27 protein-coding genes are annotated in these 25,978 nt (G+C 62.5%); 11 read left to right on the top strand and 16 right to left on the bottom strand.

Annotated features, from left to right (window positions below; translation table 11 throughout):
* Positions 1 to 28 precede the first annotated feature (28 nt).
* Together RHIZ70P_RS13380 and RHIZ70P_RS13375 are read right to left on the bottom strand one after the other, a co-directional pair.
* Entirely contained in the window at positions 29 to 1,357 is a 1,329-nt protein-coding gene (locus RHIZ70P_RS13380; RefSeq protein ID WP_115670795.1) for an MFS transporter, read from the bottom strand.
* Between the two features lie 120 nt (positions 1,358 to 1,477).
* Positions 1,478 to 2,578: a hypothetical protein gene (locus RHIZ70P_RS13375; RefSeq protein WP_147293996.1), complete on the bottom strand. Its 1,101-nt coding sequence runs from the start codon at positions 2,576 to 2,578 to the stop codon at positions 1,478 to 1,480.
* Between the two features lie 185 nt (positions 2,579 to 2,763).
* Here RHIZ70P_RS13375 and RHIZ70P_RS13370 point away from each other — a divergent pair, with 185 nt between their 5' ends.
* Entirely contained in the window at positions 2,764 to 3,750 is a 987-nt protein-coding gene (locus RHIZ70P_RS13370) for an aldo/keto reductase (RefSeq protein WP_115670793.1), read from the top strand.
* A gap of 91 nt (positions 3,751 to 3,841) precedes the next feature.
* Here RHIZ70P_RS13370 and RHIZ70P_RS13365 read toward each other — a convergent pair whose 3' ends face one another.
* From RHIZ70P_RS13365 to clpP, 6 genes are all read right to left on the bottom strand, one after another.
* Positions 3,842 to 6,040, bottom strand: a complete 2,199-nt coding sequence (locus tag RHIZ70P_RS13365) for an esterase-like activity of phytase family protein (protein ID WP_115670792.1) — start codon at positions 6,038 to 6,040, stop codon at positions 3,842 to 3,844.
* A 103-nt stretch (positions 6,041 to 6,143) separates the two neighbouring features.
* Positions 6,144 to 6,389 carry a hypothetical protein gene (locus tag RHIZ70P_RS13360; protein WP_115670791.1) on the bottom strand — a complete coding sequence of 82 codons (246 nt, stop codon included), beginning with the start codon at positions 6,387 to 6,389 and terminating at the stop codon, positions 6,144 to 6,146.
* Positions 6,390 to 6,665 (bottom strand): DNA-binding protein HupB, encoded by a 276-nt coding sequence (gene hupB, locus RHIZ70P_RS13355; protein ID WP_115670790.1) that lies wholly within the window; start codon positions 6,663 to 6,665, stop codon positions 6,390 to 6,392.
* Positions 6,666 to 6,871: 206 nt separating this feature from the next.
* On the bottom strand, positions 6,872 to 9,289 hold the full coding sequence (gene lon / locus RHIZ70P_RS13350; protein ID WP_115670789.1) for an endopeptidase La: 2,418 nt from the start codon (positions 9,287 to 9,289) through the stop codon (positions 6,872 to 6,874).
* A 453-nt stretch (positions 9,290 to 9,742) separates the two neighbouring features.
* On the bottom strand, positions 9,743 to 11,020 hold the full coding sequence (clpX, locus tag RHIZ70P_RS13345) for an ATP-dependent Clp protease ATP-binding subunit ClpX (protein WP_115670788.1): 1,278 nt from the start codon (positions 11,018 to 11,020) through the stop codon (positions 9,743 to 9,745).
* Between the two features lie 296 nt (positions 11,021 to 11,316).
* Positions 11,317 to 11,949 carry an ATP-dependent Clp endopeptidase proteolytic subunit ClpP gene (gene clpP, locus RHIZ70P_RS13340; RefSeq protein ID WP_115670787.1) on the bottom strand — a complete coding sequence of 211 codons (633 nt, stop codon included), beginning with the start codon at positions 11,947 to 11,949 and terminating at the stop codon, positions 11,317 to 11,319.
* 345 nt (positions 11,950 to 12,294) lie between these two features.
* On the opposite strand from clpP, the gene RHIZ70P_RS13335 reads away from it, so the two are divergent.
* Both RHIZ70P_RS13335 and RHIZ70P_RS13330 read left to right on the top strand, forming a co-directional pair.
* Positions 12,295 to 13,557, top strand: coding sequence for a GGDEF domain-containing protein (locus tag RHIZ70P_RS13335; RefSeq protein WP_115670786.1), 1,263 nt, complete (start codon positions 12,295 to 12,297; stop codon positions 13,555 to 13,557).
* A gap of 40 nt (positions 13,558 to 13,597) precedes the next feature.
* Positions 13,598 to 14,842, top strand: coding sequence for a cytochrome P450 (locus RHIZ70P_RS13330; RefSeq protein WP_115670885.1), 1,245 nt, complete (start codon positions 13,598 to 13,600; stop codon positions 14,840 to 14,842).
* 9 nt (positions 14,843 to 14,851) lie between these two features.
* Here the strand turns inward: RHIZ70P_RS13330 and RHIZ70P_RS13325 are convergent, their stop codons facing one another.
* Together RHIZ70P_RS13325 and RHIZ70P_RS13320 are read right to left on the bottom strand one after the other, a co-directional pair.
* Positions 14,852 to 15,196 carry a cupin domain-containing protein gene (locus RHIZ70P_RS13325; protein WP_115670785.1) on the bottom strand — a complete coding sequence of 115 codons (345 nt, stop codon included), beginning with the start codon at positions 15,194 to 15,196 and terminating at the stop codon, positions 14,852 to 14,854.
* Between the two features lie 55 nt (positions 15,197 to 15,251).
* On the bottom strand, positions 15,252 to 16,535 hold the full coding sequence (locus RHIZ70P_RS13320) for an O-acetylhomoserine aminocarboxypropyltransferase (RefSeq protein ID WP_115670784.1): 1,284 nt from the start codon (positions 16,533 to 16,535) through the stop codon (positions 15,252 to 15,254).
* 167 nt (positions 16,536 to 16,702) lie between these two features.
* Here RHIZ70P_RS13320 and RHIZ70P_RS13315 point away from each other — a divergent pair, with 167 nt between their 5' ends.
* Entirely contained in the window at positions 16,703 to 17,131 is a 429-nt protein-coding gene (locus RHIZ70P_RS13315; RefSeq protein WP_115670883.1) for a DUF6455 family protein, read from the top strand.
* 17 nt (positions 17,132 to 17,148) lie between these two features.
* On the opposite strand, the gene RHIZ70P_RS13310 is transcribed toward RHIZ70P_RS13315, so the two are convergent.
* Complete coding sequence (locus RHIZ70P_RS13310) at positions 17,149 to 17,577, bottom strand: CoA-binding protein (RefSeq protein WP_115670881.1); 429 nt, start codon at positions 17,575 to 17,577, stop codon at positions 17,149 to 17,151.
* Positions 17,578 to 17,716: 139 nt separating this feature from the next.
* On the opposite strand from RHIZ70P_RS13310, the gene RHIZ70P_RS13305 reads away from it, so the two are divergent.
* Complete coding sequence (locus RHIZ70P_RS13305) at positions 17,717 to 18,058, top strand: hypothetical protein (protein WP_115670783.1); 342 nt, start codon at positions 17,717 to 17,719, stop codon at positions 18,056 to 18,058.
* Between the two features lie 30 nt (positions 18,059 to 18,088).
* On the opposite strand, the gene RHIZ70P_RS13300 is transcribed toward RHIZ70P_RS13305, so the two are convergent.
* The 3 genes from RHIZ70P_RS13300 to RHIZ70P_RS13290 form a co-directional block, all read right to left on the bottom strand.
* Positions 18,089 to 18,562, bottom strand: coding sequence for a CoA-binding protein (locus RHIZ70P_RS13300; RefSeq protein ID WP_115670879.1), 474 nt, complete (start codon positions 18,560 to 18,562; stop codon positions 18,089 to 18,091).
* Positions 18,563 to 18,700: 138 nt separating this feature from the next.
* On the bottom strand, positions 18,701 to 19,132 hold the full coding sequence (locus RHIZ70P_RS13295) for a VOC family protein (RefSeq protein ID WP_115670782.1): 432 nt from the start codon (positions 19,130 to 19,132) through the stop codon (positions 18,701 to 18,703).
* 178 nt (positions 19,133 to 19,310) lie between these two features.
* Positions 19,311 to 20,141, bottom strand: coding sequence for an enoyl-CoA hydratase (locus tag RHIZ70P_RS13290; protein WP_115670781.1), 831 nt, complete (start codon positions 20,139 to 20,141; stop codon positions 19,311 to 19,313).
* Positions 20,142 to 20,231: 90 nt separating this feature from the next.
* On the opposite strand from RHIZ70P_RS13290, the gene RHIZ70P_RS13285 reads away from it, so the two are divergent.
* The 3 genes from RHIZ70P_RS13285 to rpsI all read left to right on the top strand — a co-directional run bounded on the left by RHIZ70P_RS13285 (position 20,232) and on the right by rpsI (position 21,885).
* Complete coding sequence (locus tag RHIZ70P_RS13285) at positions 20,232 to 20,657, top strand: PaaI family thioesterase (protein WP_115670780.1); 426 nt, start codon at positions 20,232 to 20,234, stop codon at positions 20,655 to 20,657.
* A 290-nt stretch (positions 20,658 to 20,947) separates the two neighbouring features.
* A complete protein-coding gene (gene rplM, locus RHIZ70P_RS13280; RefSeq protein WP_115670779.1) occupies positions 20,948 to 21,412 on the top strand; it encodes a 50S ribosomal protein L13 in 465 nt (154 codons plus the stop codon).
* A 2-nt stretch (positions 21,413 to 21,414) separates the two neighbouring features.
* Positions 21,415 to 21,885 carry a 30S ribosomal protein S9 gene (rpsI, locus tag RHIZ70P_RS13275; RefSeq protein ID WP_115670778.1) on the top strand — a complete coding sequence of 157 codons (471 nt, stop codon included), beginning with the start codon at positions 21,415 to 21,417 and terminating at the stop codon, positions 21,883 to 21,885.
* A gap of 65 nt (positions 21,886 to 21,950) precedes the next feature.
* Here the strand turns inward: rpsI and RHIZ70P_RS13270 are convergent, their stop codons facing one another.
* A complete protein-coding gene (locus RHIZ70P_RS13270) occupies positions 21,951 to 22,151 on the bottom strand; it encodes a hypothetical protein (RefSeq protein WP_115670777.1) in 201 nt (66 codons plus the stop codon).
* Positions 22,152 to 22,344: 193 nt separating this feature from the next.
* On the opposite strand from RHIZ70P_RS13270, the gene speB reads away from it, so the two are divergent.
* Together speB and argC are read left to right on the top strand one after the other, a co-directional pair.
* The gene (speB, locus tag RHIZ70P_RS13265; RefSeq protein WP_115670776.1) at positions 22,345 to 23,298 is read left to right on the top strand and encodes an agmatinase; all 954 of its coding nucleotides are present in this window, start codon (positions 22,345 to 22,347) and stop codon (positions 23,296 to 23,298) included.
* A gap of 69 nt (positions 23,299 to 23,367) precedes the next feature.
* Positions 23,368 to 24,303 (top strand): N-acetyl-gamma-glutamyl-phosphate reductase, encoded by a 936-nt coding sequence (argC, locus tag RHIZ70P_RS13260; protein WP_115670775.1) that lies wholly within the window; start codon positions 23,368 to 23,370, stop codon positions 24,301 to 24,303.
* 91 nt (positions 24,304 to 24,394) lie between these two features.
* Here the strand turns inward: argC and RHIZ70P_RS13255 are convergent, their stop codons facing one another.
* Positions 24,395 to 25,498, bottom strand: coding sequence for a COX15/CtaA family protein (locus RHIZ70P_RS13255; RefSeq protein WP_115670774.1), 1,104 nt, complete (start codon positions 25,496 to 25,498; stop codon positions 24,395 to 24,397).
* A 127-nt stretch (positions 25,499 to 25,625) separates the two neighbouring features.
* Between RHIZ70P_RS13255 and RHIZ70P_RS13250 the strand changes: the two genes are divergently transcribed.
* Positions 25,626 to 25,835, top strand: a complete 210-nt coding sequence (locus RHIZ70P_RS13250) for a DUF2842 domain-containing protein (protein WP_115670773.1) — start codon at positions 25,626 to 25,628, stop codon at positions 25,833 to 25,835.
* Positions 25,836 to 25,978 lie beyond the last annotated feature (143 nt).

Here is a 25,978-nt window from a genome sequence, read left to right as displayed (position 1 = left end):
AATTTCGCCTTCATTCGCCGTTTCCGCGTCATGCCAGCAGCGTGCGCAGTCGCTTCTGTTCGGCCTCGTCCAGGGAAAAGCGCCACATCAACGCGATGGCGGCCAGCTTCGGCAGAATCGGCAGCCAGGCGTAGAGCGCGCCCAGCGCCTGCAGTGCCGTCGCGCTCTGCGACGCAGCCGGGGCTGTCGAAAAGCCGGCAAGTCCCAGCAGCGGAAAGACGATGCCGGCCGACAGCGCCAGGGCCAGCTTGGTGATGAAACTCCAGGCGGCGAAATAGAGGCCAGAACGCTGCTCTCCCGATCGCACGGTGTCGTTGTCGATGACGTCGGCCTGGATGGCCGGCGGCAGCGCCAAGTCGTACCCCAGCAGCAAGCCGGTCGCCACGCAGATCACGGCAAAGATGGCGGCATCCCCCTCCCCGAGCAGGCCCGCGCCCGAGAAGACCAGGCAGGCGAGCGTCATGGAGATCGACCAGGCGCGGTGCTTGCCCGTTCGCGCCGACGTCCAGACCGCGAGTGGAACGCCCGCGACCGCGGCGAGGAAGTAGGAAAACAACAAGGGCCCTTCCCATCCCGGCGCGTCCAGGCGGGCGGTGACGAAATAGATGAACAGCGAGGCCGGTATCGCATTGGCGAAGCTGTTGAGCAAAAAGGCTGCGGCCAGCCGGAGAAACGGCCGGTTACCGGCGAGATGCGACAGGCTTTCGCGAAGGGACAGGCGGCGCACCGACCGGTCGACCGGCTCCTGCACCCGCCAGACCGCCAAGCCTGCGGCAAGCGGCAGGATGACGGCGACGAAGACCGCGATCCAGGCCAGGCCATGAAAGGCGTCGGCCCGCTCGAGCCCGCCGACAAAGGGCAGCGAGATGGCCAGCAGCGATCCGACAAGCGTCGCACCCTCGCGCCAGGCCGAGACCCGGACGCGGTCGTGATAGCCGTCAGAAAGTTCCGCACCCCAGGCGGTATAGGGCAGAAGCGTCCAGGTGGCGCCGATCGAAAGCGCCGTTCCCCACAGCGCCAGATGGGCGAGGCCGGCATCGGCAGGCGGCCAGAAGAGCATGAAGGCGGCAAGGGCCGTCAAAGGCACGGAGGATAGAAAGAAACCGCGGCGGCGGCCGTATCGGCACGTCACGCGGTCGGCAAGCCAGCCGAAAAGCGGGTCGGTCACGGCATCGATCAGGCGAATCGCCAAGAGAACCCCGCCGATGGCCGCAAGGGGAATGGCAAAGGCGGCCGCATAGAAGCTCGGCACGATGATGTAGAGCGGCAACGCGATCGCCGCCATTGGCAGGGCCGGCACGGCGTAATAGAAGCATGTCACGGCGGACTGCCGCGGCTGCGGCGCCGGTTGGGTCATGTCGGGTGCTCTCCGGGCCGCCAGGGATCGACTGCGGCCTATCCCGTTACGGCAGAAGCGGCTGACTGGTTTTTCCGGCCCCGCGTGACGGCAGTTCGGGAGAATGGCGGCGAGCGCGGTTCAGATGAGTCGCAGGATCCTCTGCACGGACGCGGATACCGGCGCCCCGGCCAGAGCGAACCGGGCAAGCATTCTCGCGGAGAGACGCAGCGCGGCGAGCATGAATGCCAGCAACAGGCTGGCGACGGCGGCAGCGACGGCATAGAGCGCCGCCCCGATTTCGAGAACGGACCGGCCGAGGAATTTCATCACCGCATGCGATTCGTCGCCGAAGCGGATGGCGACCCTCTGCAGCTTGCGCAGGTCCTTCGGGCCGTCGGCAATGGCCAGGGCGGCCAGCGAACTGCGCACCCCGCCCTTCGTCCCGATCGTTCCGAGCACCGTCGCATCATCGACAAGGGTCTGCGCGACCTTGCGGTCCACCGAACGCTCCGCGACCCTTTGCAGCCGGGCGAGACCGAGCGCGCCTTCGTCGCTCGCGGCAATCAGTTCGGCCTTCAATAGGCGGGTGTCGACCAGCCTTGCGGCATTCTTGGTCAGATAGGCGGTGAGCGGCGCGGAGAGCTTGCGCGCGCGGTAGGTATTCTTCAGCACGGACAGGCCGGCGTCGGGAACTGCAGTCGCTCCGACTGTGCCCAAGGTCGAGACGGTCAGGCCAAGCCCGACGGCGGACAAGCCCAACAGGATCGGATCGTAGTCTTCACCCGCCACATAGCGGTAGCCCTGGACGGAGAAGTCGCGCAGATCGCCGACACCGATCAGGTCGCTGGTCACCGAGCCGGCTATCTCCGCACCGCTGTCGAGCGAGCCGACGACGAAGCCTTTTGCCGCACGGCTGCCGGTCAGATAGGCACGACCGATCCATGTGCCTTCGGCCCGTTCCCGAAGGGCGGGAGAGAGGGCGTGACCGTGACGGACCGCCAGATCGTAGAGCGCCACGGCATAGTCGTGGTCGCCAGCGGCGATGGCCTGCTCGATCTCCGCGACATAGGTGGCGGACGGTGCGGCATAGAGGCGATATCCGGCGAGCGCGGCAGGATCGAACAGCCCGACCATCATGCCGGAACAGTAGACTGTGGCTGCGGCATTCCATACCGCAAACCCGAGTGCCAGCAGCGAAGCCAGGCGCAAAACCTTCAAGAACGCCGACAGCAATCTCACGCCTTCTTCCCCAATGGAGGTGCAGCAACCGAGGAGCCTCTCCTATCCCTCCTTCACGGTGAATTTGCGGCGTGCGCGCCCGGCATTGCCAGTCGTCGCGCACGGCCGCCCACCCTTCCCTTGCCCGCCTGCCCGACCCTTGCTAACTGCTTCGATGCAGAATTCATGAACAAGGAGGATCGAGCATGCGACAGCATTCATTCGGCAGAACGGACTTCACCGTCAGCGACATCGGCTTCGGCGCGTGGCAGATCGGCGGTTCCTGGGGCGAGGTTTCCGAGGCTGACGGACGGGCCGCTCTCAACGCCGCGCTCGATGCCGGCATGACCTTCATCGACACGGCCGACGTCTATGGCGACGGGCGCTCGGAGCGCATCATCGCCGACGTCCTGAAGGCCCGCGGCGGCGCGCGGCCGATGGTCGCCACCAAGGCCGGCAGGCGGCTCAATCCGCATGTGGCGGGCGGCTATACCAAGGCCAACCTGGAAGGATTCATCGACCGCTCCCTGCAGAATCTTGGCGTCGAGCGGCTCGACCTCGTGCAACTGCACTGCCCGCCGGCGGAGGTCTACTATCACCCGGAAGTGTTCGAGGGGCTGGAAGAACTCAAGCGCGCCGGAAAGATCGCCCATTACGGCGTCAGCGTCGAGAATGTCGAGCAGGCGCTGAAGGCGATCGAATATCCGGGCGTCGTCAGCGTGCAGATCATCTTCAACCTGTTTCGCCAGCGCCCGGCCGGGCTTTTCTTCCAGGAGGCAAGGCGCCGCAATGTCGCGGTGATTGCCCGCGTGCCGCTGGCAAGCGGCCTGCTGTCGGGCAAGATCACCGCGGCGACGCAGTTCGCGGCCGAAGACCACCGCAACTTCAACCGCCATGGCGAGGCCTTCGACGTCGGTGAGACCTTTGCCGGCGTGCCCCTGGAGACCGGTCTTCAGGCCGTCGAGGAAGTGCGCAAGCTGGTCCCCGCAGGCACGGCGATGGCGGCTTTAGCGCTGCGCTGGATCCTGATGCACGAGGCGGTCACGGTTGCCATTCCCGGCGCGCGCAACGCCACCCAGGCGCAGGCCAATGCGGCGGCGTCCGACCTGCCCGCCCTCTCAGAGGACGTCATGGCGGCCGCCAGGGACATCTACGACCGGCTGATCGCCCCGCACGTCCATCAGCGCTGGTAGGCGCCGCCCCGGAGGCAAGCCGGTTGGCAAATGCATGGAGGCCGGGTGATCGCTCACCCGGCCTCCAATCGTCTTGGGAGGACGATGTTGATCAGTTGGTGCCCTTGAGGTCGACCGGGAAGAACAGGGTCTCTCCCGAGGAGTCGTCGACGCCGTCATTGTCGGTGACGGCAAAAGCCTTGCCCGCGGCATCGAAGGTGAAGCCTTCGAGCTTGTCGACGACATAGCCATTGGTCGCAGCCTTGAGGTCCGGCAGGAAGTCGTGGGCTTCTTCCTTCTTCACCAGCGGCAATGCTTCGCCGATCTTGGCGGGCTTCAGGTCGGCAATCGCGACGCGATAGAGCTTCTTCAGCTTGGCGGCATCGCCGATCAGGTTGTCGCGTTCGACGATATAGACGTGGTCGCCATGGGCGGTGATCTCGGACAGGCCGACCCAGCCGCTTTCGCCCTTGTCGAGCGGATAGCGCACGGCGCCCCATTCCTTCGACTTCGGGTTATAGGATACGAGCTTCACTGTGCCCTTCTCGTCATCCTTCCATTCGCGCTGGACGGCCATCCACAGGGTGGCCTCATCTCCGGAGCTGACCATTGTGACGCCTTCGAAGCCGAACCGGATTTCGCCCTTGAGCAGTTCCGCAGGAAGGGCGATCTCTTCCTTGATTTCGCCCTTGTCATTCACGTGATAGAGCGCGTGCGGCAGCAACTTGTCGCTATTGCCCTCAGACGCCAGCCAGAACCCACCCTTGCCGTCGAGCGTGATGCCCTCGATGTCGAGCTTCTGGGCCGGCTGGCCGCCACGGGTGACCGGCAGGGCCGTCGTGATGGCGGCGGGCGTCTGCGTCGCGTCGATGGTGAAGATCGTCGGCTGCATGGCGTAGAAGCTGTCGTTGACGGCATAGAGCTGGCCTGCCTTCTCGGCATCGCCGACGAGGCCCGAGAGTGCGCCCCAACCGATCGGTGCGCCATCGACGATTTCCGAGCGGATCGTCGGATAGGCGGCTTTGCCTTCTCCGAGTTCATAGAGCATGACATGCGAGCGGGCACCGCCGTCCTCGACCAGATCGGTCTCATTGGCCGTTACGAGCAGGTTGCGGCTTGGGATGGCCACCGCGCCTTCAGGACCCACGCCGGACGGCAGCAATTGGACCAGTTCCGGCTCGGCGCCGGTGTCCTTGTAGACGCCCACGACGGACGCGCGCTCCGAAAGGACGAAGAAGTACTTGCTGTCGCCGAAGGTTGCCGCCTCCAGGCCCTCGAGCTCAACGCCCTTGGACTTGGCGCGCTTGTCGGGGAAGTGGCCGATCCGGGCGATCTCGAGTTCGAGCGACGGGCCGGATTCATAGCTGACCTTGCCGGTCTTGTCGAAGATGGTGAAGCTGCGCGAGCCGCCTTCGTAGTCACCTTCGTTGGCAACGACGAAACGATCGTCGTCGAGCCACTTCAGCGCGTCGGGCTCGCGAAAGACGCCTTCCTTCTTGCCGGTGAACCTCAGCGCACCGTCGGACTTGGTGTCGATGCCGGCCAGGTCGATCGCACCGGCCGAAAAGTGGGTCTTCACGGTGCCGGTCTTGCCGTCGACGATGGCGATGTGGTTGTTTTCCTGCAGCGTCACGGCGATTTCACCGAGGCTGTTGATCGAGACGAATTCCGGTTCCGGATCGTCCGCGCCGACTTCGGCAAGGCCGGTCATGGCGACGTGCTTGATCGAGGCGCAATCGGCCACACCATCCTTCAGGGAGACGATCGCCAGATCGCCGGCCGGCAACTGCGGAAGCTGTCCGTCATTCAGGTCTTCGTCGCGCTCGTTTTCGATGGCGATCACGGCAAAGCTCTTGTCGGCGGACACGGCGACGGAATCCGGCTGTCCGCCGAGATCGCAGGTTGCATCGACGGCCTTGGATGCGAGATCGACGATGGCGAGCTTGCCGGAGGGCTTCACGTAGCTTTCCGACGTGTTGACGGCGACGAGGACCTTACCGCCGACTACCGCCACCGAGGTCGGCTCGCCGTCCATGGCGAGCACACCGCCGGCCTTCGGTGCCTTGGCGTCGGAAATGTCGATGAAGCCGATCACGCCGAGCGGACTGTCGGAATAGACGAGCGTCATGCCGTCTTCCGACGCGGTTATGATCTCGGCGGACGTCACAGACTTCTGATCCTTGTCAGCCGGAATATTGGCGGCGACGGGGAAGGATGCAATACGATTGAAGACCTGCTCGGCGCTGGCCGGAACGGCAACGGACGCCAAAAGGGCTGCGGTCAGCGCCGCGCGGGAAAAGCCATACGTCATGGGAAACCTCCTGTTTCCGTGGGAAAGGAACAGCAGGCTTTTGCGTCATGCGGATGACAGGCGGATGACAATCCGCACGGGATTGCATGACGCCCCTTCCCCGTCAGGCGAAAGACCGTTCCTTGCGTATCTCCGCCGCCATCAGGAAGTAGGCACACGTCAGCCGATACTGGCCGATGACCGCCGGAAGGACGGCCTCGAGCAGCAGCGGCAAGGCAAGACCGGTCGCGACGACGAAGCCTGCGGCGAGCGCCAGCCCGGCATTTCGTTGAACGAAAAAAGCCCGGCGCGATGGCCGGGCTTTCCATTGGCATGACCTGCCCTGCTTCAGCAGGCAGGCGATCAGCAATTAGCTGTTGCAGGCGTCCTTGAGACCCTTGCCGGCCGTGAACTTCGGCACGTTGCGGGCCGGGATGTCGACTTCAGCGCCCGTCGACGGGTTGCGGCCCTTGGAGGCTTCGCGACGACCGACGGTGAAGGCACCGAAGCCAGCGAGGCGAACGTCGCCGCCGTTCTTCAGCTCAGCCTGGACCGTTTCGAAAACGGCGTCAACGGCGGAAGCTGCATCGGCCTTGGTGAGGCCGGCCTTTTCGGCGACCGCGGATACGAGTTCGTTCTTGTTCATGTTTCCACCCTTTCTGATTGGTATGAAACGACTCAATGGATAAGTCGGGCGGAGAATACGGATGCATCTGCCCTAGGCAACTCAAAAGCACCGCAATGGCCCGGAAAACAAGCGCTTTCAGGCAGTTTGCACAAAAAAGGCTGGCATTTCTGCCAGCCTTTTTCCGTTCAATGTGCCAATTTGGCAAGAGTGAGGCAAAATCGGCCTCAATGCGCCACGGCGGCCCCGGTTTCGTCGACCCCTTCGACGGTGCCGATGGCGGGTGTTTCGACCGTTCCGTCCCATTCAATCGGTTCAGGTACGCGGATCAGGGCATGTCGAATGACTTCGCCCATGCGCGAGACGGGAACGATTTCAAGGTTGTTCTTCACGTTGTCCGGGATATCCGCCAGGTCCTTGGCGTTCTCTTCCGGGATCAGAACCTTCTTGATACCGCCGCGCAGTGCCGCGAGCAGCTTTTCCTTCAAGCCACCGATCGGAAGGACGCGACCACGCAGCGTGATCTCGCCCGTCATCGCCACGTCCTTGTTGACCGGAATGCCGGTCATGATCGAGACGATGGCGGTCGCCATGGCGACGCCGGCCGACGGACCATCCTTCGGGGTCGCCCCTTCGGGAACGTGGACGTGGATGTCCGACTTGTCGAAGCGCGGCGGCTCGATGCCGAAGTCGACGGCGCGCGAACGAACATAGGATGCCGCCGCCGAAATCGATTCCTTCATCACGTCCTTGAGGTTGCCGGTGACCGTCATGCGGCCCTTGCCCGGCATCATCACGCCTTCGATCGTCAGCAGTTCGCCACCGACTTCGGTCCATGCCAGACCGGTGACGATACCGACCTGATCCTCGCCCTCGGCCTCGCCGTGACGATAGCGCGGCACGCCGAGATAATCGTGGATGTTGGCGGCCGTCACGGCAACCGACTTCACCTTGCCCTTGAGGATCTCGGTGACCGCCTTGCGGGCGAGCTTCATCAGCTCGCGCTCAAAGCTGCGCACCCCGGCCTCGCGGGTATACTGCTGGATGATCGCCTTGATCGCGTCGTCGGCGACCGAGAATTCTTCCGGGCGCAAGGCATGGTCCTTGATCGCCTTCGGCAGCAGGTGCCGCTTGGCGATCTGCAGCTTTTCGTCCTCGGTATAGCCGGCGATCCGGATGATCTCCATGCGGTCCATCAGCGGGCCCGGAATGTTGAGCGTGTTCGCCGTGGTGATGAACATCACGTTCGACAGGTCGTACTCGACTTCCAGGTAGTGGTCCATGAAGGTCGAGTTCTGTTCCGGATCCAGAACCTCGAGCAGGGCCGACGACGGGTCGCCGCGATAGTCCTGGCCAAGCTTGTCGATCTCGTCGAGCAGGAAGAGCGGATTGCCCTTCTTCGCCTTCTTCATCGACTGGATGACCTTGCCCGGCATCGAGCCGATATAGGTGCGGCGGTGACCGCGGATTTCGGCTTCGTCACGAACGCCGCCGAGCGCCATGCGGATGTATTCGCGACCGGTCGCCTTTGCGATCGACTTGGCGAGCGAGGTCTTGCCGACGCCCGGAGGGCCGACGAGGCACAGGATCGGGCCCTTGAGCTTGGTCGCACGCGCCTGGACGGCGAGATATTCGACGATGCGCTCCTTGACCTTGTCGAGACCGAAATGGTCCTCGTCGAGGATCTTCTCCGCCGCGTTGAGGTCGACCTTGACCTTGGACTTCTTGCCCCAGGGCAGGCCGAGCAGCCAGTCGAGATAATTGCGCACGACGGTGGCTTCCGCCGACATCGGGCTCATGTGGCGAAGCTTCTTCAGCTCGGCCTCGGCCTTCTCCCTGGCTTCCTTGGAGAACTTGGTCTTGGCGATCTTCTCTTCCAGTTCGGCCATTTCGTCGCGGCCGTCTTCGCCGTCGCCGAGCTCCTTCTGGATCGCCTTCATCTGTTCGTTCAGGTAATATTCGCGCTGGGTCTTCTCCATCTGGCGCTTGACGCGCGAGCGGATGCGCTTCTCGACCTGGAGAACGGAAATCTCGCCTTCCATGAAGCCGAGCGCCTTTTCAAGACGCGTCTTCACGCTCACCGTTTCCAGCATCTCCTGCTTTTCGGTGATCTTGATGGAAAGATGCGAGGCAACCGTGTCGGCGAGCTTCGAGTAGTCCTCGATCTGGCTCGCGGCGCCAACCACTTCCGGCGAAATCTTCTTGTTCAGCTTGACGTAGTTCTCGAACTCCGAGACCACCGAGCGGCTGAGTGCCTCGATCTCGACCGGATCCTCGTCCGGCTCGGCGAGAACACTTGCCGTCGCCTCGTAGAACTCCTCCCGGCCGGTGTAAGATTCGATCTTGGCGCGGGCGCGGCCCTCGATCAGCACCTTGACCGTACCGTCGGGCAGCTTCAGCAGCTGGAGGACATTGGCGATGGTGCCAATCTCATAAATCGCGTCAGAGGCAGGGTCATCGTCCCCGGCATTGATCTGGGTCGCCAGCATGATCTGCTTGTCGGAGCCCATGACCTCTTCCAGCGCACGGATGGACTTTTCGCGCCCGACGAACAGGGGCACGATCATGTGGGGGAAAACCACGATGTCGCGCAGGGGCAATACGGGATAGATATTGCCTTCGTTTGCTGCAGACGTTTTCGACATTTTCATTCCTTTCCGACGTCCCGGCGTGAACCGGAACCTGGCACCAGTCCCCGAAGGCAACTGGCACATCTCTTGCTCCCCCAACAAGTGGAGTTCCGCGATGATGAATTCAAGCCTGCCCGAACGCCTGCCGCCCTCGAATGTGACAGCGGTGTTACGGACGGCGACACAACGCTACACAACAAAGCTTGCGCGACATGTGCGGAACCGAGCGCCTTGCGCCCTGCTCCGACCGGCGACCGTAAACGTCGCGGCGAAGCACTTAACCTTGTAGACCATGGCCGCGCCCGGGAAAACCACGGATCGGCAAAATCGCCGACTTCTTAGCGTTTATCGCCCCACTGCGCCACTTGTCGCCTCTCGCGTCTGCCTTCGTTCGTCCTTTCGGGAGGCTATAAACAAAAAAAAGCCCGCCACAGCGCGGCGGGCTCTGATTCAAAGACGAGACCGGGGTCAGGCGGAAGCGTTGGCCTTCTCTTCCTGACGGTCAGCGTAGATGTAGAGCGGACGTGACGATTCGCGCACCACGTCGTCGGAAATGACAACCTCGCGAACACCCTCGAGCTCCGGCAGTTCGAACATCGTGTCGAGCAGGATCTTCTCCATGATCGAACGAAGGCCGCGGGCGCCAGTCTTGCGGGTAATTGCCTTGCGGGCGATTTCGCGCAGCGCGTCCTCGTGGAAGGTCAGTTCGATGTCTTCCATCTCGAACAAGCGCTGATACTGCTTGACGAGCGCGTTCTTCGGCTCCGACAGGATCTGGATCAGCGCATCCTCATCAAGATCCTCGAGCGTCGCCAGAACCGGCAGACGGCCGATGAATTCCGGGATGAGGCCGAACTTGACCAGGTCTTCCGGCTCCAGTTCGCGCAGCACTTCGCCGACGCGGCGATCGTCTTCGGCCCGAACCGTCGCACCGAAACCGATGGAGGTCTTTTCGCCACGCGCCGGGATGATCTTGTCGAGACCGGCAAAGGCGCCGCCGCAGATGAACAGGATGTTCGTCGTGTCGACCTGCAGGAACTCCTGCTGCGGATGCTTGCGGCCACCCTGCGGCGGAACCGAGGCAACCGTGCCTTCCATGATCTTCAAGAGCGCCTGCTGAACGCCCTCGCCCGAGACATCGCGGGTGATCGACGGATTGTCGGACTTGCGCGAAATCTTGTCGACCTCGTCGATGTAGACGATGCCGCGTTGGGCGCGTTCCACATTGTAGTCCGCCGACTGCAGCAACTTCAGGATGATGTTCTCGACGTCCTCGCCGACATAGCCGGCTTCGGTGAGCGTCGTGGCATCGGCCATGGTGAAGGGCACGTCGATGATGCGGGCCAGCGTCTGGGCAAGATAGGTCTTGCCGCAGCCGGTCGGGCCGACAAGCATGATGTTCGACTTGGCCAGCTCTACGTCGCCGCCCTTGGAGGCGTGCGACAGGCGCTTGTAATGGTTGTGCACCGCGACCGAGAGGATCTTCTTGGCCTGCCTCTGGCCGATCACGTATTCGTCGAGGATCTTGATGATGTCCTGCGGCGTGGGAACGCCGTCGCGGGACTTGACCATCGACGACTTGTTCTCTTCGCGGATGATGTCCATGCACAATTCGACGCATTCATCGCAGATGAACACCGTCGGTCCGGCAATCAGCTTGCGGACCTCGTGCTGGCTCTTGCCGCAGAAGGAACAATAGAGGGTATTCTTGGAGTCACCGCCGTTGCTTCCGCTGACCTTGCTCATGTCTTTATCCTTCCAGCACGCCGCGCCTCCGACCAGCGGAGGGCGGTCACTCACACCGCCCGGCCCCGGCCGTCACCTGACGGCCGAAACCTAACCCGATTTGGAGGTACTTACCGATCCATTCAATCCAGTTTCAGGATCGGCGGCAACGAAAACCCCTTCAAATCGTCAGGCTACGTCATCAAACTACAACATAGCCTTAATAGGTACTAATAGCGCTTTCCGCATCGGTTTACACCCCTGGGCCAATCACAACCGGTTCATGCGACGCGAACCGGGATCGCCCAGGGCCGAACTCACGCGGCCGGAGCGCCTTCGAGTTCCTGGCGAGAGGTCAGGATCTTGTCGATCAAGCCCCAGTCCTTCGCCTCACTCGATTCCATGAAATGGTCGCGGTCGAGTGTCTGTTCGACTTCCTCGAGGCTGCGGCCGGTATGCTTGACGTAAACCTCGTTCAGCCGGCGCTTCATCTTGATGATGTCGCGCGCATGGCGCTCGATGTCCGAAGCCTGGCCCTGGAAACCGCCCGAGGGCTGGTGCACCATGATGCGGGCATTCGGGGTGGCAAAGCGCATGCCCTTCTCGCCCGCGGCCAGAAGCAGCGAACCCATCGACGCCGCCTGACCGACGCACAGCGTCGAGACGGCAGGGCGGATGAACTGCATCGTATCGTAGATCGCCATGCCGGCGGTAACAACGCCGCCCGGCGAATTGATATAGAGGGCGATTTCCTTCTTCGGATTCTCGGCTTCGAGGAACAAAAGCTGTGCGCAGACCAGCGACGCCATCGTGTCTTCGACCGGACCCGTCAAGAAAATGATGCGCTCCTTGAGGAGGCGGGAAAAGATGTCATAGGAGCGCTCGCCGCGGTTCGTCTGCTCCACAACCATCGGCACCAGGGCCATGGCGGTATCAACTGGATTTCTCATGTCCGTCCTTTATCAGCCTCATCCCCGAACACTCGGTGCGCGGCGGGAATCACATAAAACCTGTCAATCCCTACATAGAGTGTCAGCACCCTCAACTTCAAGGCTCGCGGCTCGGTTATCCTTAATGGCGCGGGGCTTAGAACCAGAGCCATTAAACACTTCGCGCCTTCACGCCTATGCCATGGCCCGCCCCGACCACAGCTATTCCAAGGCCGATGGTAAACCAGATGCTAATAAACACTGGCAAGCTTGCGCGAACCTGCGGAACCCCCGATTTCTTAAGGAGGTGTTAAACAGTGTGCCCCATCTTGCGACGAATTCTCCGAGCGTAGCCAAGGCCCATCCGTGATCGACATCAAGACCGCATTGCTGCTGTGGGCGATGGAAGCCGCGACGCTCGCCGTTCTGCTCGCGGCCGTCTGGTTCCACGATCGTGGCCAGCGGCATTTCGTCCTTTGGGCACTTGGCTTTTTGGCCCAGGGTTCGGGCGTCGCGCTCATTGCCCTGCGCGGCCATATCCCGGACTTCGCCTCGATCGAACTGGCCAATGCGGTGGCGCTGGCCAGCTTCTTCTTCTGGACCGCCGGATTGCTGCATCTCGCCAGGCGTCCGGCCAGTGTCTGGGCCCTTGTCCCCATGCTCTTGTGGATCGGCGGCATGCTCGTTCCGGTCGTCCGGGATACCATCGCCTACCGCATCGCGCTCTACAATTTCGGCACGGCCTGCGGCCATATCCTGCTCGCCGCCGTCGTCGTTCGTTACGAGGTCGCGAAACCCCGCTACCGCCGGCTGTTCTTCGGCATCTGTGCGGTTCAGGCGGTCGCGGGCTTGCTGGTCATGACAATGGCCATCCTCACCCTGCCGTCCAGCATCCAGGCTGCTCCCCATGCAGCGATCACCGCCGCGATCAACCTGTTCGGCTTCCTCTCGGCCATCCTGATCGGCGCGAAGATCGTCATGGATCGGTCCGAGGAGCGTCTGGAACAACTGATCCGGACCGATCCGCTGACGGGCGCGCTCAACCGACGGGGGGTGTCCGAAGGTTTCTCCAGCCTCATGGCCCCGTCGAACCATGCAGCGCCGTCTCTGGCACTCCTGCTGTTCGACCTCGATCATTTCAAGGGCATCAACGATACCCACGGCCACCAGGCCGGCGACGCGGTCCTCGTGGCCTTTGCCGGGATCTGCCGGGAACTCACGCCCGAATGCGGCCTGTTCGGCCGCACCGGCGGCGAGGAGTTCATGGCCATGGTGCCGGTCAAGGATGTGAAGGATGCGGCACTTCTCGCCGAAACGATCCGTCAATCCCTTGCCACGGCGAAGATCGACACCGGCGGCCAGCTCATCTCGGTCACGGTCAGCATCGGCATTGCGACATCGCCAAAGACCGGGGCCAACCTCGACCAGATGATGAGCAATGCCGACAGGGCACTTTACAAGGCCAAGGCGCGCGGTCGGAACCGCACGACGATATTGAGCGGCGACCGGGTACTCACGGTGCCGTCCGCCGGTCCGGAGGCGTTGGACGAACAGGCCGACCGGCAGGTCGCCGCCCTCAAGCGCCTGATGGCACGGGCCGTGCCGAAAACCGGCCTCACCAAGCCATAACAGCACGTCGGACCTCATCCGGCCCTCGAAGAGCATGATCATGAACCACCTCCCCTTCCTCACCATTGACCCGGCCACCCGTAGCGTCAGCCTGGACGGGCGCGACCCCGCCTTCTACAGCGACCCCAACCGTGCCTATGCCGCCCTGCACGCAGCCTGTCCGACATTCTACTGGCAGGAACAGAAGCTTTGGTTTTTCACCGGCTACGACCGGGTCAACAGCCTGCTGCGCGACCGCCGTTTCGGGCGACAGATATTGCACATCGCCACGCGAGAAGAACTCGGCATGCCGGAGCCCGCCGCGCACACACGGCACTTCGACGCGGCGGAAGCCCATTCGTTGCTCGAGCTGGAGCCGCCCGAGCACACGCGGCTGCGAACCCTGGTCAATCGCGCCTTCGTCTCGCGCCATGTGGAAAGGATGAAGCCGGAAATCGAGGATCTCGCCAACCGGCTGATCGACGGATTTGAGAAGGATGGCAAGGTCGAGCTTCTGTCCGCCTTCGCCGACATCATCCCGGTGACGATGATTGCCCGGATGATCGGCATTCCGGAGGAAATGGGGCCGCAATTGCTGAAATGGTCGCATGACTATGTCGGCATGTACATGTTCAAGCGCAGCCGCGCCGACGAGGACGCCGCGGACCGTTCGGCCAAGGAATTTGCCGACTATGTCCGCGGCATGATCGCTGACCGTCGCGCGAACCCGCGCGAGGACCTGCTCAGTCACATGATCCATACGGAACACAAGGGACAGTTGCTGACCGAGGACGAGCTGATCTCGACGACGATCGTGCTGCTCAATGCGGGTCACGAGGCGACCGTGCACCAGATCGGCAATTCGGTCCGGGTCATTCTCGAGAGCGGGCTTGATCCGGCCGCCATGTTCCAGGATGAAACGGCAACCTCACGCACCGTCGAGGAAACCTTGCGGATCTGCGCCCCGGTGCACATTTTCGACCGCTACTGCCTGGAGCCGGCGGAAATCGACGGGATCGCCTTCAAGCGGGGCGACAAGGTCGGCATGATCCTTGCCGCCGCCAACCTCGATCCGCTGAAGTTTGCCGATCCATTGAGGTTCAAGCCTGAACGAGACGAAGCGCCCAATCTTTCCTTCGGCGCGGGCATCCATTTCTGCATCGGCGCACCGCTCGCCCGGCTGGAGCTCAACATCGTCCTGCCGCTCTTGTTCAAGCGCCTGCCTGGCCTCAAACTCGCGGGCCAGCCCAAGGTCAAGGACGTCTACCATTTCCATGGCCTGGAGCGGCTCGACCTTAGCTGGTGATGGTCCGGCTCAAAGCCGGATCACGTAATCCTTGCGAGTCGTTTCAACGACTTCCCAGGTGCCCTTGAAGCCGGGCCTGAGGATCATCCTGTCGCCCGCCCTCAGATGCATCGGCTCTCCGCCGTCCTCCGTGACGACGGAATAGCCTTCCAGCATGTGGAAATATTCCCACTCATCGTAGGATATCCGCCACTTGCCGGGCGTCGACTGCCAGATGCCGGCATAGATGCCGCCCGGCGCCTCCTCGATGTTCCAGGTGGTGAAACGTGGATCGCCGGAAAGCAGGCGGTCGGCGGCAGGCGCGCCCTCCTCCGGCTCGACCGTCGCGGGATCGAAATTCAGGTAGTGCGACATGCTCGCTCCTCGGCGCCGCGGCCACGCGGGCTGCAGCGCTCGTTCGGTTGACGGATCAGACCTTGGCGAGCGACTGCTCGAGGTCGCCGATGATGTCTTCGGCATCCTCGATGCCGATCGACAGCCGGACCACGTCCGGACCGGCACCCGCCGCGATCTGCTGGGCTTCGGTCAGCTGGGCATGGGTGGTGGAGGCCGGATGGATGACCAGCGATCGGGTGTCGCCGATATTGGCGAGGTGCGAGAAGAGCTGCAGCCCTTCGACCAGCGCCTTGCCCGCGGCATAGCCACCCTTGACGCCGAACGTGAAGACGGCGCCCGCGCCCTTCGGCGAGTAGCGCTTCTGCAGCGCGTGGTTCGGATCGCTGTCAAGGCCGGCATAGTTCGCCCAGGCGACCTTCGGATGCTGCTTCAGCCAGGTGGCGACCTTCAGCGCATTGTCGCAATGACGCTGCATCCTCAGCGGCAGGGTCTCGATGCCGGTGAGCAACAGGAAGGCATTCATCGGCGCAATCGCCGGGCCGAGGTCACGCAAGCCCAGCACGCGGCAGGCGATGGCGAAGGCGAAATTGCCGAAGGCCTGGTGTAGCACCACGCCCGAATATTCCGGCCGGGGCTCCGACAGCATCGGGAACTTGCCCGACGCCGACCAGTCGAAGGTCCCGCCGTCGACGATGATGCCGCCCATGGAATTGCCGTGGCCGCCGAGGAACTTCGTGGCGGAATGCACGACGATGTCGGCGCCGTGCTCCAGCGGACGGATCAGGTAGGGGCTGGCCATCGTGTTGTCGACGATCAGTGGCAGACCATGCTGCTTGGCAACCTCGGCGATGGCGGCGATGTCGACAAAGGTGCCGCCCGGATTGGCGAGGCTCTCGATGAAGATGGCGCGCGTCCGGTCATCGATCTGCGCGGCAAAACTGTCGGGGTCGGCAGGGTCGGCCCAGCGCACCTGCCAGCCAAAATTCTTGAAGGCGTGACCGAACTGGTTGATCGATCCGCCATAGAGCTTCTTGGCCGCGACGAAATTGTCGCCCGGCTGCATCAGCGTATGAAAGACCAGCATCTGCGCCGCATGACCCGAGGCGACTGCCAGGGCTGCCGTGCCACCTTCGAGCGCCGCGACCCGCTCTTCCAGCACCGCCTGGGTCGGGTTCATGATGCGGGTGTAGATATTGCCGAACTGCTTCAAGCCGAACAGGGCCGCCGCATGGTCGGCATCGTTGAAGACATAGGCCGTGGTCTGGTAGATCGGTGTGACACGCGCGCCGGTCGCGGGATCGGGCTGGGCGCCGGCATGCACCGAAAGCGTGGCAAAACCCGGATTGTTCTTGGACATTCTTCACCTCCACTGGAATTCGTCGCGGCGATCATAGCGGCTTGGATCGTGATGTCAGCCTAGTTTTTTCCCTTATCGTTCGGGGGACGGCGCGTGCGGTGTTGATCGAAATCAATGCACCCCGTCCGGCGGGCGGACATCATTCAGAACTGATCTGGAGGCCGCTCATGGATATGCTCGTCAACGATTCCGCACGCACCGTTTTTGCCCGACTGGTGGATTGGTTCGCCAAGGGTTGGGAAAGCAGTGCCGAGGCAGACATGATCGCCTCGCTGGACGATTTCACCATTCAGAGCATTGCCCATGACTGCGGGATCTCGCCCGATCAGTTGATCGAGCTGGCCAAGGCCGGGCCGCATGCCGCCGACGAGATGATCGGGATGATGAAGGCGCTCAACGTCGACCCCGCCGAGATCGAGTTGCGATTGCGCGCCCAGTTCCGTGACATGCAGATCACCTGCGCGCATTGCACCCACAAGGGGGAATGCCGCAAGGATCTGGCGAGCGGGGCGGCAGCCGAGAATTTTGCCCACTATTGCGGCAATGCCAACGAACTCAACGTGCTGCGCGCCAACCCGGACTTCCTGCTCGGCTGACAGGAGCGCTCACTGCGCTAAAGGCCCAGTCGCGGCATCTCGATGGCGGGGCAGCGGTCCATGACGACCTTGACCCCGGCCGCCTCGGCCGTCTTCGCGGCGAGGTCGTCGCGGACCGACAGCTGCGACCAGATGGACTTGGGCCGAGGTTCGAGAGCGATTGCCTCATCGACGACGGCATGAAGGTATTCCGAGGCACGAAACACATCGACCATGTCGACAGGTTCCGGAATGTCGCCGAGCGTTGCGTAGACCGTTTGCCCGAGGATTTCCTTGCCCGCCTGCCCGGGGTTGACCGGAATGACGCGATAGCCCTTGGACAAAAGAAAGCGCATGACACCAAAGCTGGGGCGGGCTGGATTGGGCGAGGCGCCGACCAGGGCGATGGTCCTGGTTTCCTGCAGGATTTCGGAGAGATAGGCGGGATCATAGCGGTCATGATTGATCGTCATCGGCGGCCTCTGGAATTTGAGCATTTTCGAAAAGAGAGTATGCTGGCGTGGCTTGTTTATGTGGGACGCGTCGGTCCGATAGCAAGCAGACAAGAGCAGAGAGCCACGTTCTTTTCCAAGAAGGAGTGCAATCATGAAAGCCTTGTTCTTCGCAGTGCCTATAGTGATCATCGCAACATCGGTCCATGCAGTCCCGAAATACACCTCGACCCGCATGAATTGCGAAGCTGTGCAGGCGACGGTTCGGGAGCACGGACGCGTCATTCTCACCTACCCATCTCAACGCCTGAAGGGACAGAGGCTCTACGACACATACGTGGCCAATGGTCATTTCTGTCGACCTGGCGAGATCGTCAAGATGGCGACGGTACCCAGCGCCGATCGTCCCAATTGCCCTGTTCGCCAGTGCGAGCCGAACGACACGGAACATGAAACCTACGGACGAGACCAGAGCCCCAACGATCCGGCTTACTAGCGGCGGGAAAGTCCGACGCCCTCAGGCAACTTAACCGGCGCGGGCGGATGCGGTGGGTTGCGCGTCCGAATGCGACATTTCGTAAACCAGCGGATATTCCGTCACCAGGGCGCGATCCATCACCACCTTGATGCCGGCCGCCTCGGCACGGGCGGCGGCGGCATCATCGCGGACCGAAAGCTGGCCCCATATCGCCTTGGGCAAGGCCGGCAGCCGGAGGACCTCTTCCACGAGTTTGGTAAATTCATCCGGACGGCGGAAGACGTCGACAATATCGATGGGCTCGGGAATATCCGCCAGGCTGGCATAGACCGCCTGGCCGAGGATGCGTTCGCCGGCATGCTCCGGATTGACCGGAAAGACATGATAGCCCTTGCCAAGCAGGAAGCCGGTCACCCAATGGCTCGGCCTGTTGTCGCGGACAGAGGCTCCGACGACAGCGATCGTTCGCGCCGTTCCGAGGATCTCGGCGAGGTAGGCCCGGGAATAGGTGTCGTGCATCATGGCGTCCTCCCTGCGGCCAAACCGCATTTGACGAACCCCATCCTTTGTCCCCACATGCCTTATATGAGAATCTTCTTAATTGAAGATGGACGTAAAACAGCAAATGCGAACATTTGCCGTTTCCGCTCCAATCCTCTCTCACTCGGGCAAGACGATGTGCCCATGCTCGTCCATCGGAAAGAACGGATTGTGGGCCACTTCCCACAAATGCCCGTCCGGATCGGCAAAATAGCCGGAATAGCCTCCCCAGGAGACCTTTTCCGGCGCCTTGACCAGCCTGGCGCCGCAGGAAACGGCAAACTTCACCACCGCATCGACCCCGGTTGGGCTTGAGACGTTGTGCGCCAGGGTGACACCGGAAAAGCCGGGCGCAGTGTTCTCCACCTCCGCATCGCGGGCCAATGCCTCGCGGCCGAACAGCGCAAGCACCGTCCCCCGCATCTGGATGAAGGTTACGCTTTCTTGCGAGGCCGAGGATTTCTTCCATCCGAGCCGCTGGTAAAAGGCCGTGCTGGCCGCCACGTCGGCGACGCCGAGCGTGATGATCGAAATGCGGCGTTCCAGCGACATGCCCTACTCCCTAATTTTGAGTCGTGAATCCTGTTTGTTCTTCGTATGTTTACTTTTTATTCACGTCAATATTAGTGCAGGCTCATGGTTGTGTTTGTTCATTCTACAATCATTTTAAGACACAACCAACAATTCCTGCGAGATGTCGTGAGTCCCGAACGGGCGCCCATAGAATGCTCTACTCACCCGTCCAGGTCGGATGCCGCTTGTCGAGGAAGGCGCCGATCCCTTCAGCCGCGTCGCGGGCCAACATGTTTTCGACCATCACGCGAGCGGCGTAGTCATAGGCCTCCTCGAGCGGCATGTCGATCTGGCGGTAGAAGGCCTCCTTGCCGATCTTGAGCGTCAACGGCGACTTAGACGCGATGATGGCCGCGTATTTGTCGACCACCTGGGAAAGATACTGCTTCGGCACGATGCGGTTGACGAGGCCGAAATCCTTGGCCGTCGAGGCATCGATCGTCTCGCCCGTCAGCAGCATTTCCATGGCCTGCTTGCGGTGGGCGGCGCGACTGACGGCGACCATGGGCGTCGAGCAGAACAGGCCGATGTTGACGCCGGGCGTGCAGAAGGCCGAGGTGTCGGTGCAGATCGCCAGATCGCAGGATGCGACCAGCTGGCAGCCCGCGGCAGTTGCCAGGCCGTCGACCTCGGCGATCACCGGCTTCGGCAAATGGGTGATCGCCAGCATCAGGTCGGCGCATAGACGCATGGTCTTTTCGAAAAAGGCGCGCCCGCGGTCAGGATCCGCCCGATGCGCCGTCATTTCCTTCAGGTCATGGCCGGCGGAAAACAGCTTTCCGGCTGCCGCCAGCACGACAACGCGCACGTCAGGATCATCGCCGGCCGCGGCGAGCTCGGCCATCAGCGCTTCCATCAATGCGATGGAGAGCACATTGGCCGGCGGATTGTTCAACGTCAGGCGCAACACGCCCTTGTCGAGCGAAGACAGCACCGGCCCGGCCCCCGCATCACCACCGTCCTTCTTGAAAGACACGACTTCCGCCATCCTCGACCTCCCTTGGCGTTTGCACTTGGCGCAAAGCCTGCCATAAAACGCCCAGGATTTAAAAGCCCATTCCAATAGAGACCCAACCTTATGCAGCCGATCATGACCGCCGACGAGATCAATGCCTTCCTCGAAACGGATTTCCCGCAGATCCACACCGACGGACGGGTCTTCCACGTCACCGATGTGGCGCCGGGCCGGGTAACGATGACCTTCGACCCGGCCGAGCGCCACCTGCGACCCGGCGGCACGGTCTCCGGCCCGGCCATGTTCACGCTTGCCGACGTTGCTGCCTATACGGCGGTGCTGGCCCATATCGGCCCGGTGGCGCTGGCCGTCACCACCAACCTCAACATCAACTTCCTGCGCCTGCCCCAGCCACAACTGATCCGCTGCGAATGCCGGGTCCTCAAGCTCGGCAAGCGGCTCGCCGTCATCGATGCCTTGCTGCTGCAGAACGGCAGCGGCGAACCGATTGCCCAGGCCACGGCCACCTATTCGATACCTCCCCGCTGATCCCAGCCGGCCCTTTCCGGCACGAAACGGGCGCAGACTGCGGCGCCGGAGACCGGGTAGAATTGGGGTAAAATAATACCCCATTGCTAAGTAGCTGTTTTAGCTATCTAATTCCAACTCGCAATCAAGACCGGCACTCTTGACCGGAAAAAGCCCTCGGCTTATACAACGCCCAGTCTGCGGGCCTTCGGGACCGCTTTCTGTTTCCTGCGTTCAAACGCGCGAAATCAAGCAACAAGAAACGCCCGGCGCGCCTCGGCTCGCAGGGTTCAAAACGGAAAGTATCATCCATGTCTACCTTCGTTCAGAAGCCTGCAGAGGTGGAGAAGAAGTGGATCATCATCGACGCCGAAGGCCTCGTTGTTGGTCGCCTCGCCTCCCTCATCGCCATGCGCCTGCGTGGCAAGCACAAGGCCACCTACACCCCCCACGTTGACGACGGCGACAACGTCATCGTCATCAATGCCGAGAAGGTCGCTCTGACCGGCAAGAAGTACTCCGACAAGAAGTACTACTGGCACACCGGTTATCCGGGCGGCATCAAGGAGCGCACCGCGCGCCAGATCATCGAAGGCCGCTTCCCGGAGCGCGTTCTCGAGAAGGCCGTCGAGCGCATGATCCCCCGTGGCCCGCTCGGCCGTCGCCAGATGAAGAACCTGCGCGTCTATGCCGGTTCGAACCATCCCCATGAAGCCCAGCAGCCGGTCGCGATCGACGTGGCATCGCTGAACAGCAAGAACGTAAGGAGCGCCTGATCATGGCTGACCTCTCTTCCCTGAAGGATCTCGGCACGGCTGCTCCGGAAGCTTCTGCTCCGGTTCACGTCCGCAAGGTCGACGCTCAAGGCCGCTCCTATGCGACCGGCAAGCGCAAGAACGCCGTTGCCCGCGTCTGGGTCAAGCCGGGCTCCGGCAAGATCGTCATCAACGGTCGCGACTTCACCACCTACTTCGCCCGTCCGGTCCTGCAGATGATCCTGCAGCAGCCGATCGTCGCCGCTGCCCGTACCGGCCAGTTCGACATCGTCGCGACCGTTGCCGGCGGTGGCCTCTCCGGCCAGGCCGGCGCCGTGCGCCATGGTCTGTCCAAGGCCCTTACCTACTTCGAGCCGGGCCTGCGCGCCGTGCTCAAGAAGGGTGGCTTCCTGACCCGCGACAGCCGCGTCGTCGAACGCAAGAAGTACGGCAAGGCCAAGGCCCGTCGTTCGTTCCAGTTCTCCAAGCGTTAATCGCTGGACACCGGAAACGGAAATCAAGGCGGGGCTTCGGCTCCGCCTTTTTCGTTTCGGGGTGCTCACCTTTTCGCGTTTAAATCGTCCATCGAGAAGGCGACGCCCTGCGTTGCCAGCCAACGCGCGAAGCGCTCGACCTTGGCCTCCAGCGAACAGGTCGGCGGCTCCTTGTCGAGTTCGGCCTGATAGGCAGCCTGAAGCGCGTCTCGCTCGTCATCTGCCAGGCTGCTCCACGGCTTTTGACCATGTCCGGCTTCAATCATTGCGACATCACCCTCTCACTGATCCGTTCGTCGTCCAGCACGTCAAGAATTGCCGAACGCACCGGCCCCCGTCAAATTGCGTTCAGTCCCAGCCGATCTCGCACACGGCTGGAAAAAATCACTGGCCATCGGGTGGCCCGACCGTAATATTGCGCCGCAACACCGGCAGTCCTTGCCGCAAGGGAGACCCTTCATGGCTAAAAAGACCATCGATCACGCCTTTACCGCAACCGACCTCAAATCGGCGGCGACCGATCCGACCCATGCCGGCGTGCTCTCCTTCATGCGCCGCCGCTATACGAAGTCGCTCGAAGGCGTCGATGCCGTGGTCTGGGGCATCCCCTTCGACGCCGCAACGTCCAACCGGCCCGGCGCGCGCTTCGGACCGCAGGCGATCCGGCGCGCCTCGGCGATCTTCGACAACGATCCGCAGTATCCCTTCGAGCGCGACCTGTTCGCCGAGATGGCTGTGATCGATTACGGCGACTGCCTGCTCGACTACGGCAATCACTGGCAGACGCCGGAGACGATCGAGACGGAGGCCACAAAGATCCTTGCCGCCAGTGATTTCCTGCTGACGCTTGGCGGGGACCATTTCATCACATGGCCGCTGCTCAAGGCCCATGTGGCCAAGCATGGGCCGCTGGCGCTCGTCCAGTTCGACGCGCATCAGGACACCTGGTTCGACGACGGCAAGCGCATCGACCACGGCTCCTTCGTCGGCCGCGCCGTGCGTGAAGGGCTGATCGATCCGGACCGCTCGATCCAGATCGGCATCCGCACCCATGCGCCGGAAGACTGCGGCATCCGCATCGTCTATGGCCATGAGGTCGAGGACATGCGGGCGGGCGACATTTCCTCGCTGATCGTCAGCCATACAGGCGGCCTTCCGACCTATCTCACCTTCGACATCGACTGCCTCGATCCGGCCTTTGCCCCCGGCACCGGGACGCCGGTCGCCGGTGGCCCGTCCAGCGCCAAGATCCTCTCCGTGCTGCGCGGGCTCTACCAGCTCGACATCCGCGGCGCCGACGTCGTGGAGGTCGCACCGGCCTATGACCATGCCGACATCACCGCCATTGCCGGGGCAACCGTCGCGATGTATATGCTGGGCCTCCATGCCGAGCGACTGGCGCGCCAGCGTTGAGACATTGATTCATCCCTTTGACAATCCGATTCCGAGAATCGACGCAAGCTCCTGACAGGAGAGGATAAAATGGCAGCAAAGATCTTCATCGACGGCGAACACGGCACCACGGGCCTGCAGATCCGCACCCGCATGGCCGGCCGCCGCGACGTCGAGCTGCTGTCGATCCCGGAAGCGGAGCGGCGCAATGCGGCGCTGCGCGAGGACATGCTGAACAGCGCCGACATCGCTATTCTCTGCCTTCCCGACGATGCGTCGAAGGAAGCGGTCAAGATGGTTGCCGGCAACAACAAGGTGCGGATCATCGACACCTCGACCGCCTTCCGTGTCGCGCCGGACTGGGCCTATGGCTTTGCCGAAATGGACAAGGCGCAGGGCGAGAAGATCCGTTCGGCCCGCTACGTGGCTAATCCCGGCTGCTATCCGACCGGCGCGATCGGCCTCATCCGGCCGCTCAGGGCCGCCGGCATTTTGCCCGACGGCTATCCGGTGACCGTCAATGCCGTCTCCGGCTATACCGGCGGCGGCAAGCAACTGATCGCCCAGATGGAAGACAAGGCCCATCCGGAGCACCTCGCCGCCAACAATTTCCTCTACGGCCTGACGCTGAAGCACAAGCATGTGCCGGAGATGACGATCCACGGCCTGCTCGACCGTGCCCCGCTGTTTGCCCCGTCGGTCGGCCGCTTCGCCCAGGGCATGATCGTCCAGCTGCCGCTCTTCCTGGAAGATCTCGCCGGTGGACATCAGAGCCTTGAAAGCGTTCATGCGGCGCTGGACACCCATTATGCCGGCCAGTCGATCGTCAGCGTCGTGCCGCTCGAGGAAAGTGCCGGGCTTGCCCGCATCGACGCCGAGGAACTGGTCGGGCAGGACACGATGAAGCTCTACGTCTTCGGCACGCCGGGCGGCGCGCATGTCAATCTGGTTGCGGTGCTCGACAATCTCGGCAAGGGCGCCTCGGGTGCCGCGGTACAGAACATGGACCTGATGCTTTCGGCATAAGTGCAAGCATCACGGCAAAAGAAAACCGCGGAAGGCTCGGCCTTTCGCGGTTTCTTTTTGCGCAGGGCTATTTTGACGCCCAGATTTGCCGTCAATCCCGCTCGACGACCAGCACCTCCGGCGGATAGGCGCCGAGGAAGCCGCGCCAATGGGCCACGGCAAAGCCGAGCACCACGAGCGCGCCCCCCTGATGCGCAAGAGCCGCATGGAGCTGCACCTGCGTGACCAGGGCGGTAATGCCGAGTGCGGCCTGGAGCGTGATGAGCGCGAAAAGCACCACGCTGCGGCGGGCATGGGTGGTGCCCGGTCCCTGCCGCAGGCACTGCACCATATGCCAGAGCGCCGCGAGGAAGAGAACATAGGCACCGAGACGATGGACGAACTGCACCGTCTTGGGGTTCTCGAACAGGTTGATCCAGGCCGGATTCTGGACGAACAAGCCGCCCGGAACCAAGGCTCCGTCCATCAGCGGCCAGGTATTGTAGGACAGGCCGGCATCAAGGCCGGCGACGAGGGCACCCAGATAGATCTGGAAAAACGAGAACAGGGCAAGGGCTGCGGCCCAGCCGCGCGATGCCTCAGACGGAACCGGATCGTCGCTATGGGGCGCCAGCCCCCGCATGATCCACACGCAGCCGGCAAAGATCAGACAGGCGATGACCAGATGGGTCGCCAGCCGATATTGGCTGACATCGACGCGCTCGGCGAGGCCCGAGGAGACCATCCACCAGCCGATGAAGCCCTGAAAGCCGCCGAGCGCCAGCAGGCCGAGCAGCGGAAGCTTGAGGCGGCGCTCGATGCGGCCGGAGACCCAGAAGTAAAGAAGCGGAAGAGCAAAGACCAGGCCGATGCCGCGCGCCAGCAGCCGGTGGCCCCACTCCCACCAGAAAATCGTCTTGAACTCGTCGACGGTCATTCCCTTGTTGATCTGCTGGTATTCCGGAATGCGCTGGTAAAGGGCGAACTCCTCTTCCCATTCCTGCGCCGACAGCGGCGGAATGACACCGTGGATCGGCTTCCATTCGGTGATCGACAGGCCCGAATCGGTCAGACGCGTTGCACCGCCGACCAGAACGAGACAGAACAGCGTGAGGACCACCACCCCCAGCCAGAGGCGGATCGCCCGCCGGTTGCTCTCCAGACGGCCGATCTTTCGGCGCACCGCAATTTCATCGACGCTCGTCGCACTTGTCATTCGTCAATCCTCATTTGAGCTGTTGATTTGCATGACATGGCTGTGCAAAACAAGCCCGACTGTTTGCGGCAAGCGGTCGCGTCCCCGTTGGGAAGTTCCCGCTGATCGCGGAGAAGGAAGATAGTCGATGCCTCTCAGGTTGCGCAAATTCATTGGCACCATTCTGATCATCTGCCTCGTCATCCTATACGCGATTCTCGCAACCACCATCGCCTCCGCCTATCTCGGAACTTCCCCCTGGTGGGTGCACCTCCTCTATTTTCTGCTGTCCGGCATTTTGTGGATCCTGCCGGCCATGCTGATCATCAAATGGATGGCCGGGCCGATCCGTAAATAAAAGCGGCCGAACTCAAATATCGGGCGGTTAACCGGTCGATAACCGCAACTCGCGGAAATCCTGCACCGGCCTGCGTCGCTAACCGATTCTTCCCTCTCCGTTCGCTAGGGTTCGCGCAGAGCGTCATCCGTCGGAGAAGGACC

Origin of the sequence: Paenirhizobium selenitireducens ATCC BAA-1503 (assembly GCF_900492185.1) — a bacterium.
GTDB lineage: Bacteria > Pseudomonadota > Alphaproteobacteria > Rhizobiales > Rhizobiaceae > Allorhizobium > Allorhizobium selenitireducens_A.
Note: the sequence above shows the minus strand (reverse complement) of the source record. Positions and strands in the feature narration are given on the sequence as shown.